The sequence below is a fragment of the Alkalilimnicola ehrlichii MLHE-1 genome (assembly GCF_000014785.1).
GTDB classification, from domain to species: domain Bacteria; phylum Pseudomonadota; class Gammaproteobacteria; order Nitrococcales; family Halorhodospiraceae; genus Alkalilimnicola; species Alkalilimnicola ehrlichii.
The window spans coordinates 623978-635384 of the sequence record NC_008340.1 but is presented as its reverse complement, the minus strand read 5'-3'; the positions used below and the strand labels follow the sequence as shown (position 1 = coordinate 635384).

The following is an 11407-nucleotide window of genomic DNA, read 5'->3' as shown; positions in this document are numbered from 1 at the left end:
CCGGCGGACGGCGGCACACCCGGCTTACGCCTCCTGGGACTGCACCACCACCTTGACCAGCGCCGTGACGTCGGTGTGCAGACCCAGCTCCAGCTCGTACTCGCCGGTGACCCGGATCGGGCCTTCGGGCATCCGCACCTCGCGGCGCGCCACCTCGACGCCGGCGGCGGTAATGGCGTCGGCCACATCCTGGGTGCCCACCGAGCCGAAGAGCTTGCCCTCTTCACCGGACTTGGCACTGATGGTGACGGTAAGCCCCTCGAGCTGCTCCTTGCGCGCCTCAGCAGCGGCCAGCGCCTCCTGGGCCTGGCGCTCGAGCTCGGCACGGCGCTCCTCGAAGTAGCGGATGTTCTCCTTGGTGGCCGGCTTGGCCTTGCCCTGCGGCACCAGGTAGTTGCGGCCGTAGCCCGGGCGGACCTTCACGCGATCACCCAGATCACCCAGGTTGGCCACCTTTTCCAGCAGTATGACTTCCATCGTTCTCAGACCTCGACAGTCGGAATGTAGACCCGTGCATTCAGCCCGGGTAATCGTTCTGATTCGGATCGCCCAGCCGGCGGCGCCACTTGAACAAGGCATCGGCGATGCCGACCAGCGCCACCAGTTGAAACACCAGCGGCATCATCAAGTAGGCCGCCACCAGCCAGGCCACGCTCATCTCCCGTGCCTTGACGTAGGCGTGGGTCAGCGCCATGGCCTGCACCGCGAACAGGGCACTGGCCACCAACGCCAGATCGGCCATCAGCCCGACCCCGGTGAACATGCCCGCGGCCACCAGGACCAGGGCCAGGATACCCGCCTCACGACCGATATCCAGACCGTGGAATTCGGCCTGGAAGCCGCCCGGATTGTACAGCAGTGCCTGCCACCAGCGGCCCAGCAGCAGTGCCAGCAGCGCCGCCCCCATGAGCCCCACGGCCCAGAAGCCGGTCATCCGCGGTAGCATGTTCTCGTCGAACATCTGCCAGGTGGCATCGTCCTGCGGCACACCGCCGAGCACGGCCTCCATGACCTCCCGCCAGTAGGCGTGCAGATCCGCCTGCATCAGGTGCAGCGCGACCACCGCCAGGGCCCCGAGCACGCCCAGGATCTGCAGGGCGATGGCCAACGAGACCGTACGCCGCAGCCAGAAGGCCAGCAGCAGCACCGGCGCCCAGAGCTCAATGGCCATCTGCAAGGCCGGCGCCGGCGTGCCCATAAGCAGCCAGTAGACGGCGCCCAGCCCGGCCAGCGCCGGCAGGGCCACACCGACCCCGTCACCGATCCCGCGCCGCAGGGTCACCAGCGCCAGCACCGCGGCACCCAGCCAGCCCAGCAACGGCACCAGGCCGGCGCCGGCCGCGACGGCCACCGCCTGCCAGCGCCCGCGCATCACGAACTCAGCGAGAGCGCGCATAGCTATCGGCCGTGAGCGGCTCAGTGGCGATCGGTGTACGGCAGCAGGGCCAGGTACCGGGCCCGCTTGATGGCCCGGGCCAGCTGGCGCTGGTAACGGGCACTGGTGCCGGTGATCCGGCTGGGGACGATCTTGCCGGTCTCGGTGACGTAGTTGCGCAGGGTGTTGAGATCCTTGTAGTCGATCTCCTTCACACCCTCGGCGGTGAAACGGCAGTACTTGCGGCGGCGGAAAAAGCGTGCCATGTCGATTACTCCTGATGAGATTCTTCGGTGGTATCGAGCCGGGTGATCCGTTTGGCGCAGAGGATCAGCTTGTAGTCCTCGCGCTGATCGCTGCGCGCCAGGTAACCCCGGACTTCCAGCGGTGTGCCGGCGGGCAGGCGGTCCAGCCCCTGGCAGAGCGCCTTGCCGGCGGCCCTGACCCCCACCCGCAGCATCTGGCTGCGGGGCACCCCGGCCTCGCTCTGCGCCGACTGGTGATCCAGGGCGAAGCGGGCGATGGGGATGCCGGCGGGGGACTCGCGCAGGCTGACCCGGTCCACCAGCACCCCGGTGAAGATCACCCGGTTGCTGGTCTGCCCGTCAGACACGGCGACCCCTTAGGCCTCGGCCGTGCGGCCGCCCTCTTCCTCGTCCTTCTCCTGGCTGCGGGCCAGCGGGGACGGCTCGGTGACGGCCTCGTCGCGACCGAGGACCATGTTGCGGATAACGGCGTCGTTGAACCGGAACAGCGATTCCAGCTCGTCCAGCTCGTCCTTGCCGCACTCGACGTTCATCAGGACGTAATGGGCCTTGATGAGCTTGTTGATGGGGTAGGCGAGCTGCCGGCGGCCCCAGTCCTCCAGACGGTGCACCTTGCCACCGTTGGACTCGACGATACCGGTGTAACGCTCGATCATCGAGGGCACCTGCTCGCTCTGGTCCGGATGGACCATGAAGACGATCTCGTAGTGTCGCATGCTCACTCCTTTCGGGTATTCGGCCCACGGTCCCCCGCGGGCCTGAACAGCCTTCGGCCCGGTGCGATCATCAACGGGCCGTAAGGCAAGGTTTTGACAAGCCGGCAAGTATAATCGGGGTACCGGGAAAGATCAAAAGATTCAACGCCGCTGGCGCAGGGCCTCCCAGAGCACCACTCCGGTGGCCACGGAGACGTTCAGGCTCTCCACCCGCCCGGCCATGGGGATGTGCACCAGCAGGTCACAGGCCTCGCGGGTGAGTCGCCGCAGGCCCCTGCCCTCGGCCCCCATGCACAGGGCCAGCGGACCGGTGAGGTCGGCCTCCCAATGCGCCGCCCCGGCCTCGCCGGCCGCGCCCACCAGCCAAATACCGCGGTCGCGCAGCCCGGCCAGGGTGCGCGCGAGGTTGGTGACCTGAAAGTACGGCACCCGCGCCGCCGCACCGCTGGAGACCTTATGGACCACCGGGGTGAGACCGGCGGCCCGGTCGCGCGGCGCAATCACCCCGTGCACCCCGGCGGCCTCGGCGCTGCGCAGACAGGCCCCCAGGTTGTGCGGGTCCTGCACCTGGTCCAGCACCAGCAGGAAAGCGGGCCCGGACAATCCGTCCAGACAGGCGTCCAGGTCATTGTCGTCCAGCGGCCGGGGGCCGCGATAGCGGATCGCGACCCCCTGATGCACCCCGCCTTCGGTCAGCTCGTCGAGCTGCTTGCGGGAGACACGCTGGATACGCAGGCCGCGCCCCTCCAGGCTGCGGAGCACCCGGACCAGCTTGGCGTCGCGACGGCCCTTCTCCACCCAGACCGCTTCGATGGCATCGGCATCACAGGCCGCCGCGGCCCGCACCGCGTGCAGGCCGTAAAGCAGCTCCGGCTCGCTCACTGCCGGCGGCTCCTCCGCTTACGCCCGCCCTGTTTGCCCCTGCCGCCCTGCTCGCTTCCGGGCAGGGGGTTGCCCTGGGCATCCAGCGGGTGGGCCACCATGGCAAAGTCGATCTTGCGCTCGTCCTTGTCCACCCGGGCGATCTTTACCCGGACGCGGTCGGTGAGCTGGTACGCCTTGCCGGTGCGCTCGCCGACCAGGCGGTGGCTGGCCGGATCGAAGTGGAAGAAATCACTCTCAAGCTGGGTAACGTGCACCAGCCCGTCCACGAACAGGTCCTCCAGTTCGATGAACAGGCCAAAGCTGGTGACCCCGGAGATGACGCCGTTGAACTCGTCACCCAGGTGCTGCTGCATGTACTCGCACTTGAGGGTCAGCAGCGCGTCGCGGGTGGCATCGTCGGCGCGGCGCTCGCAGGTGGAGCAGTGCTCGCCCAGGGCCACCAGCTCATCGTGGCGCACCGGGTAGTCGCTCCCCTTGCCGCCGTCCAGGATGTGGCCGATGGCGCGGTGGACCATCAGGTCCGGGTAGCGGCGGATGGGGGAGGTGAAGTGGGCGTAGGCATCCAGCGACAGGCCGAAGTGGCCGGAGTTGTCCGGCCGGTAGTCGGCGGCCTGCATGGAGCGCAGCATCACCGTCTCGATCAGGTGGCGGTCGGGCCGGTCCTGCACCTTGCGCATCACCTCGGCGTAGTCCGCCGCCCGCGGCTTGTCACCGCCGCCCAGGGGCAGGCCGATGCCGTTGAGGAACTCGCGCAGCGACAGCAGCCGGTCCTCCGGCGGGGTGTCGTGCACCCGGTAAAGCCCCCCGATCCGCTGGCGCTCAAGGAAACGGGCGGCGCAGACGTTGGCTGCGATCATGCACTCCTCGATGAGCTTGTGGATGTCGTTGCGCCGGGTGGGCGCGATGTTGACGATCCGGCCCTGATCATCGAACTCGATATCGGCCTCACTGCTCTCGAAGTCGATCGCACCGCGCCGCTCCCGCGCCTGGCGCAGGGCGCCGTACAGCTCGTAGAGGTGGTGCAGATGGGGCAGCAGTTCGGCGTGCTCCGCCGCGCCCTCCGGGTCGTCGCCCTGGAGCAGCCCCCAGACCTGCTCGTAGGTAAAGCGGGCGTGCGAGCGCATGACCCCACGCAGAAAGCGTGAGCGCTTGATCTCGCCGTTGCGGTCGATAAGCATCTCACAGGCCATGCACAGCCGATCCACCTTCGGGTTCAGCGAGCAGAGCCCGTTGGAGAGCACCTCGGGCAGCATGGGCACCACGTTGCGCGGAAAGTAGACCGAGGTGGCGCGGTTCCGGGCCTCGTCGTCCAGGGCAGCGCCTGGGCGGACGTAATGGGAGACGTCGGCGATGGCCACGGTGAGCTTCCAGCCGCTGGGGGTGGGCTCGCAGTAGACGGCGTCATCGAAGTCCCGGGCGTCGGCACCGTCGATGGTGACCAGCGGTGTGTTGCGCAGGTCGACCCGGTCGGCCTTGGCCGCTTCGGGCACCTCCTCGCCCAGGTGAGCGGTCTCGGCATCCACCGCTTCCGGCCATTCCACGGGGATGCCGTAGGTCTCGGCGGCGACCTTGATCTCCATGCCGGGGTCGATGTGCTCCCCGAGCACCTCCACCACCTGGCCGATGGGCTGGCGCCGCTCGGTGGGCTGGGAGCGGATCTCGACCACCACCATCTGCCCGCTCACCGCATCGGCGCCCTCGTGGGCCGGCACGATGATGTCGTGACTCATGCGCTTGTTCTCCGGCACCACGAAGCCGATGCCGCTTTCCTCGAAGTAGCGGCCCAGCAACCGGCTGTTGGCGCGCTCCAGCACCTCCACCAGCTCGCCCTCGGGGCGCTTGTCCTCACCCAGGCCCACCACCCGGGCGATGGCTCGGTCGCCGTGCATCAGGGCCTTCATCTGCCTGGGGGGCAGATAGACCCAGGGACTGCCATCGTCCGGGCGCAGCCAGCCGGAGCCGTTCTGGTGCCCCTGGATGCGGCCGCGCACCAGGTCGCGGTTGTCAACGATGACATAGCCGCGCCGGCGGTTGCGCACCAGTTGCCCGTCGCGCTCCATGGCGCGCAGGCGCCGACGCAGCCCTTCCTGCTGTTCGGGGTCGTTCAGTTCGAGCAGATCGGCCAGCTCCTGGCGGGTGAAGGGGCGGCCATGGGCCCCGATCACCTCCAGCAGGTATTCCCGGCTGGGCACCGGGCGGTCGTATTTTTGGCGCTCACGATCGAGGTAAGGGTCCTGCTCGGGTAGCTTGCTGCGTTTGCGTTTTGCCATTCGGTCTCTGTTGTCCTGTTCTTAAGTGGGGTCAGCGGCTTGTCAGCCGGACCCGTGTCGATGGGCCGAAGGATACGCCCTGTCGGGGGCATTGCAAACATGGCGGCCCGGAAAAGGGCTGGAAAAGTGTTGACGACACCGGGCCCGATCCGTATAGTTTGCGCCCAGTCGGTGGTGACGCAGCTCGCCACGACACGCCGAGGTGGCGGAATTGGTAGACGCGCCAGCTTCAGGTGCTGGTGGGGGTAACCCCGTGGAGGTTCAAGTCCTCTCCTCGGCACCAACACCGCGAAAGGCCGGGCCCGAAGGGGTCCGGCCTTTTTTGTGGTTATTGAATCTCCCAGCGGCCGTCGGCCGTGCGACAGGCCTGGCCGGTCACGGTCTCCCGCTGACCGTCGATGATCGCCTCGGTCTCAAACGTCCGGCAGGGGCGCCCCCCGGTCTCGCGGGTCGAGACGGGCGTGACGGCATACTCATGGCCGGTATTGGGGTTCTGCCAGCGGCTGGTCCGGTGATCGGGCTGGGTTTCCAGTGCCTGCGCTGTCCGCTGCCGATCCACCTCGTCCATGGTCCGCCCAATGTTGCCACCGATGGCGGCCCCGGCCAGGGTGCCGGCGATAATCGCCGCTGTTCGCCCCGAACCGCCGCCCACCTGGGCTCCCAACAAGCCACCCAGTGCACCGCCCACAACGGCGCCAGCCTGCTCTTGCGTCGGACCACCGTGCTGGGCGCAACCCGCCAAAAACAGCGCGGTCACAAGCGCCACGGCAAGTGCGCGAATTGCCTTGATCATGATGTAGACCCCCCAACTTGCTGACGGTCATATCGATTGGACAAGGCGTTGGGGGCTGCCGTTCAGTTTGCGGGGCGTGCCCCGACTCAGGCCGACTCGAAGGGGTTCTGCAGGACGATGGTCTCCTTGCGATCGGGCCCGGTGGAGACAATCGCCACCGGCACCCCGATCAGTTCCTCGAGCTTGCGCAGGTAGGCCCGGGCGTTCTCCGGCAGATCATCCCACTGCTGCACCCCCAGGGTGCTGCTTTGCCAGCCCGGCAGGTCGATGTATTGGGGCTCGCAGTCGGCCAACAGCTCCGCCCCGGGCGGCAGGCTCTCCCAGAGCTGGTCACCGCACTGGTAGCCGATGCAGATACGCAGGGTCTCCAGCTCGTCCAGGACATCCAGCTTGGTGATGCACAACCCGGACAGGCTGTTGATCTGCGCGGCCCGCCGCAGGGCCACCGCATCGAACCAGCCGCACCGGCGCTTGCGCCCGGTGGTGGCCCCGAACTCCCGCCCGCGCTCGCCCAGCAGGTCACCGATCTCGTCCTCCAGCTCGGTGGGGAACGGCCCGGAGCCCACCCGCGTCGTGTAGGCCTTGGTAATACCCAGCACGTAATGCAGATCGCGCGGACCGATCCCGGTCCCGGTGGCCGCGGCGCCGGCCACCGTGTTGGAGGAGGTCACGAAGGGGTAGGTGCCGTGGTCGATGTCGAGCAGGGTGCCCTGGGCGCCCTCGAACAGCAGGTCGCGCCCAGCGTCCATGTGCTCCTGCAGCAGTTGGCCGATATCCGCCACCATCGGACGCAGCTCGTCCGCATAAGTGAGGCAGCGCTCCAGGACGTCCTGGAAATCGATGGGCTGCTCGTGAAAATAGTGCTGGAGCACAAAGTTATGGTAATCCAGCAGCTCACCGAGCTTGGCCGCCAGCCGCTCCCGGTGGAACAGGTCGGCCACGCGGATCCCGCGGCGGGAGACCTTGTCCTCATAGGCCGGCCCGATGCCCCGCCCGGTGGTGCCGATCCGGGCCTGACCGCGCGCGGCCTCCCGGGCCTTGTCCAGGGCCACGTGGCAGGGCAGGATTAGCGGGCAGGCCGGGCTGATACGCAGGCGCTCGCGGGCCGGCACCCCCTTGCCCTCCAGCTCCTGCACCTCCTCCAGCAGGGCATCCGGGGCCAGCACCACCCCATTGCCGATCAGGCACTGCACCCCCTCGCGCAGGACGCCGGAGGGGATCAGGTGCAGGATGGTCTGCTCGCCGTCGATCACCAGCGTGTGCCCGGCGTTATGCCCGCCCTGGAAACGCACCACCGCCCCGGTGTGCTCGGTGAGCAGGTCCACCACCTTGCCCTTGCCCTCATCGCCCCATTGGGAGCCGACCACTACTACGTTCTTTGCCATTGCCTTGCCGTCGTTTGAATTACTGGGAATTTAAGTGTGTCTCCGCCCTGCCGGGCACTCCGCCGGCCCTTACAGCGGCCGGGTGACCCAACCACCGCCGTCGTCCTGCTGCAGCCGGCGGTCGCAGCCCTGGGCGGCCGCACCGCCCTGCTGGCCGGGCAGCTCCTGCACCACCCGTTCGCCCTCGGCGCGCAGGGCCTCAATGACCTTGATCAGGTCCGGCTCGTCACCCCACGGCGCCAGCACCCCCTTACCGGCGGGAACCGCGGGCTGCCCGTCGGCGACCTGGACCAGGGTCCGCAGGTCGGCGCTGAAGCCGGTGGCCGGACGGGGATTTCCGAACACCCGTCCGATGTCGTCGTAGCGGCCGCCACGCGCCACCTCAGAGCCATATCCGGGCACCAGGGCGGCGAATACGATGCCGGTGTGGTAGCCATAGCCGCGCAGCTCGGCGAGATCGAAGTGCAACGGCAAATCGGGCAGACGACGCTCCAGGCCGGCGGCCACGCCCCAGAGGGTGCGCAGCGCCTGGCGGACCCCCTGAGGCGCCTCAGCCAATACCTCGCCGGCATGGTCGAGGGCCTCCAGGCCGCCGTTGAGCTGCGGCAGGGCCCGCAGCATCCGGCGCAAGTGCGGGTCGATCGCGGCCTCGTCGAGAAGCTCATCGATCTCCGCCACCGCCTTGCGTTGCAATGCCTCCAGCAGCGCCCCCTCCTGCGCGGGGGTGCAGCCGGCGGCCCGGGCCAGACCGCGGAAGATGCCCACATGGCCCAGGTCCAGGTGGGGTTGGGCGACGCCGGCCGTGCGCAGACTCGCCACCGCCAGGCTGATGATCTCGATGTCGCTCTCGACCCCCGCGTGGCCGAACAACTCGGCGCCCACCTGGACCGGGTTGCGCGACCGGGAGATGCCCTCGGGCCGGGCGTGCAGGACGCTGCCGATGTAGCAGAGCCGCGAGGGCGCCTCACGGCGCAGGCGGTGGGCATCGATGCGCGCCACCTGCGGGGTGATGTCGGCGCGAACGCCCATCAACCGACCGGTGAGCTGGTCAGTGAGCTTGAAGGTCTGCACATCCAGGTCGTGCCCGGTGCCGGTGAGCAGCGAGTCCAGGTATTCGATGAAGGGGGGCATCACCAGCTCGTAGCCCCAGGCACCGAACTGGTCCAGCAGTTGCCGGCGCAGGGTCTCCATCTGGGCGGCCCTGGGGGGCAGCAGCTCGTCCACACCCTCGGGCAGCAACCAGCGGTTGTCTTTGCTGAAGGCGGAATCGCTCATGGGAAGTCCTTCAGTTCCGGAAAAAGACGGCAGGGTACAGGTCCGCACGTTCGCTGAGCATGATACCCGTTTGCCTGTCATAAAAAAGGCCGGGCCTTACGGCCCGGCCCGGCTTTAGTCGAAAGCTCGCCTTTAGGAAGACGCCGCGGGGTTCACTCATCGGCCCCTAAGGGGAGTTCCAGACCGTTGGTGTTGAAGTACCGGAAGAACTCACTGTCCGGTGAGAGCACCAGCATGTCCTCCTTGCTCCGGAAGGTCTGACTGTAGGCCCCCAGGCTGCGGTGGAAGGCGTAGAACTCCGGGTTGTCGTTGTACGCCGCGGCGTAGATGGCGGCCGACTGGGCGTCACCATCACCACGCAGGCGCTCGGCATCACGATAGGCCTCGGCCAGGATGACCGTGCGCTGGCGGTCGGCATCGGCGCGGATACGCTCGCCCGCCTCCTCACCAAGGGCCCGCAGTTCGCGGGCCACACGCTCACGCTCAGCCGCCATACGCTGGAAGATGGACTCGTTGACGTCCTCCGGCAGGTCGATGCGCTTGAGCCGCACATCCAGCACCGCGATCCCCACGTCCTCGACCGATTCCGCGGACCGCTCGCGCAGGATCTCCATGATCTCGACGCGTTCGCCGGAGATCACGTTCTCCACCGTGCGCTGACCAAACTCGTCGCGCAGCCCCTGCTGGACGATCTCGCGCAGCCGTGAGTTGGCACGCTGGAAGTCGCCACCGGCAAACGAGACATAGAACCGGGTGGGATCACTGATCCGCCACTTCACGAAGGAGTCGACGATCAGGTTCTTGTTCTCCGCGGTGAGAAAGCGCTGCGGCTCGGCGTCCAGGGTCTGCACCCGGCGGTCGAACTTGCGCACGTTATTGACGAAGGGCAGCTTGAAGTGCAACCCGGGCTCGAAGTCATCGCGCACGACCTCACCCAGGCGGAACTTCAGGGCGAACTCCCGCTCGTCCACCGTAAACACGGAGAAATAGGCCAGGATGGCGGCCACCACCACAACCGGTATCAATACCGACTTAATCATCTGATTCATCAGCGCACCTCCCGGGTCCGCAGCGAGTCACGCGCGCGCTCGGTGGGCGTGACCGCGTCCCGGCCGCCCAGCGGCGGGGCCATGGACAGGTCGCGCGCCTCGTCGTTGTCCTCCCCGTCCTGCTCGACGCCACGCCGGTCGATCATACGGTCCAGCGGCAGGTACATCAGCGGCTGACCACCCTCGACATCGATCATGATCTTGCTGCTGTTGCCCAACACCCGCTCCATGGTCTCCAGGTAGAGCCGCTGGCGGGTCACCTGCGGCGCCCGCTCGTACTCGTTAAGCAGGGCGGTGAAGCGCTCGGATTCACCCTGGGCCCGTGCGATCACCTGATCGCGGTAGGCCTGGGCCTCCTCCCGCTGGCGGGCCGCTTGACCCTCGGCACGCGGGAGCAGTGCATTAGCATAGGCACGGGCGCGGCTGATGGTGCGCTGCTGGTCCTCGCGGGCACGGATGGCGTCGGCGAAGGCCGGCTGCACCTCTTCCGGCGGCTGGGCGTCCTGGATGGCGACCCGGACCAGGGTGATCCCGGCCTGGTAGCGGTCCAGCGCCTCCTGAATGAGCCGCTCCGACTCATCCGCCACCTGGGCACGGCCCTGGGTGAGCACCCATTCCAGCGGTGTGATGTGGGCGCGGGCCGTCTCGTCGGCCCCCGTCATCAGCGCCTGCAACTCCTCCTCGGTAAGCTGATCGGCCAGTTCATCGGCGAGCTGGCCAAAGTCCTCCCCCGGGCCGATCTCCACGTCCTCGGGCGCCTCGGCCTTACCCACCACCTCGCGCAACGCGCTCTCCGCGAGCTGCTTCAGGGTGTCATCCGGAAAGCGGAAGTTGAACAGATAGTTGGCCGGGTCGCTCACCCGGTATTGCACCGCCACCTTGAGGTTCACGATGTTCTCGTCCCGGGTGAGCATCAGGGCCTCGCGCAGCACCGATCGGGTCCGCTCGCCCATGGACTCGTAACCGATCTCGATGGTGCGCACCTCGGAGACGTCCACCCGCTCGACGCTGCCAATGGGACGCGGGAAGTGCCAGTGCGGACCGGGCTGGGTGACGCCGGTGTTGGCACCAAAGGTCAGCTCCACCCCACGCTGCCCCTCGTCCACGATATAGATACCGGAGGCGAGCCAACCGGCGATCACCAGACCGCCAAGCAGGGCAATACCCTTGGCGCCAGGCCCTTTGAAGCCCTGACCGGAACCGCCGCCGTTGCCGGCACCGCCGCCCTTCTTGCCACCGAAAAGCTGGGTGACCTTGTCGCGCACCTTGTTGATGGCCTCATCGAGGTCGGGCGGCCCCTGGTTGTCGCCGCCCCCGCCACCGCGGTTGCCGCCACCCCAGGGATCGCGGTTACCGCCACCTGGCTCATTCCACGCCATGGATGTCTCCGTGG

General features: G+C 67.9%; 12 protein-coding genes and 1 tRNA gene. 1 reads left to right on the top strand and 12 read right to left on the bottom strand.

Annotated elements, in window-relative coordinates; all coding sequences use genetic code 11:
• Positions 1-24: 24 nt before the first annotated feature.
• The 7 genes from rplI to rnr all read right to left on the bottom strand — a co-directional run bounded on the left by rplI (position 25) and on the right by rnr (position 5512).
• Positions 25-477: a 50S ribosomal protein L9 gene (gene rplI, locus MLG_RS03005; RefSeq protein ID WP_011628335.1), complete on the bottom strand. Its 453-nt coding sequence runs from the start codon at positions 475-477 to the stop codon at positions 25-27.
• Between the two features lie 40 nt (positions 478-517).
• Positions 518-1396 (bottom strand): YybS family protein, encoded by an 879-nt coding sequence (locus tag MLG_RS03000; protein WP_011628334.1) that lies wholly within the window; start codon positions 1394-1396, stop codon positions 518-520.
• A 20-nt stretch (positions 1397-1416) separates the two neighbouring features.
• Positions 1417-1641 (bottom strand): 30S ribosomal protein S18, encoded by a 225-nt coding sequence (rpsR, locus tag MLG_RS02995; protein WP_011628333.1) that lies wholly within the window; start codon positions 1639-1641, stop codon positions 1417-1419.
• A gap of 5 nt (positions 1642-1646) precedes the next feature.
• Complete coding sequence (gene priB / locus MLG_RS02990) at positions 1647-1988, bottom strand: primosomal replication protein N (protein ID WP_011628332.1); 342 nt, start codon at positions 1986-1988, stop codon at positions 1647-1649.
• A 9-nt stretch (positions 1989-1997) separates the two neighbouring features.
• Complete coding sequence (gene rpsF / locus MLG_RS02985; RefSeq protein WP_011628331.1) at positions 1998-2357, bottom strand: 30S ribosomal protein S6; 360 nt, start codon at positions 2355-2357, stop codon at positions 1998-2000.
• Positions 2358-2498: 141 nt separating this feature from the next.
• Positions 2499-3239, bottom strand: coding sequence for a 23S rRNA (guanosine(2251)-2'-O)-methyltransferase RlmB (rlmB, locus tag MLG_RS02980; RefSeq protein WP_011628330.1), 741 nt, complete (start codon positions 3237-3239; stop codon positions 2499-2501).
• On the bottom strand, positions 3236-5512 hold the full coding sequence (gene rnr, locus MLG_RS02975) for a ribonuclease R (RefSeq protein ID WP_011628329.1): 2277 nt from the start codon (positions 5510-5512) through the stop codon (positions 3236-3238). The genes rlmB and rnr overlap by 4 nt, the downstream gene beginning before the upstream one ends.
• Before the next feature lie 196 nt (positions 5513-5708).
• On the opposite strand from rnr, the gene MLG_RS02970 reads away from it, so the two are divergent.
• Positions 5709-5795 (top strand) — tRNA-Leu (locus MLG_RS02970).
• 45 nt (positions 5796-5840) lie between these two features.
• Here MLG_RS02970 and MLG_RS02965 read toward each other — a convergent pair.
• The 5 genes from MLG_RS02965 to hflK form a co-directional block, all read right to left on the bottom strand.
• Positions 5841-6305, bottom strand: a complete 465-nt coding sequence (locus tag MLG_RS02965; RefSeq protein ID WP_011628328.1) for an RT0821/Lpp0805 family surface protein — start codon at positions 6303-6305, stop codon at positions 5841-5843.
• A gap of 86 nt (positions 6306-6391) precedes the next feature.
• A complete protein-coding gene (locus MLG_RS02960) occupies positions 6392-7690 on the bottom strand; it encodes an adenylosuccinate synthase (RefSeq protein ID WP_011628327.1) in 1299 nt (432 codons plus the stop codon).
• A gap of 69 nt (positions 7691-7759) precedes the next feature.
• Complete coding sequence (locus MLG_RS02955) at positions 7760-8965, bottom strand: ATP phosphoribosyltransferase regulatory subunit (protein WP_011628326.1); 1206 nt, start codon at positions 8963-8965, stop codon at positions 7760-7762.
• A 152-nt stretch (positions 8966-9117) separates the two neighbouring features.
• Positions 9118-10014, bottom strand: a complete 897-nt coding sequence (gene hflC / locus MLG_RS02950; RefSeq protein WP_011628325.1) for a protease modulator HflC — start codon at positions 10012-10014, stop codon at positions 9118-9120.
• Positions 10014-11393 carry an FtsH protease activity modulator HflK gene (gene hflK, locus MLG_RS14650; protein WP_011628324.1) on the bottom strand — a complete coding sequence of 460 codons (1380 nt, stop codon included), beginning with the start codon at positions 11391-11393 and terminating at the stop codon, positions 10014-10016. The genes hflC and hflK overlap by 1 nt, the downstream gene beginning before the upstream one ends.
• Positions 11394-11407: the final 14 nt, after the last annotated feature.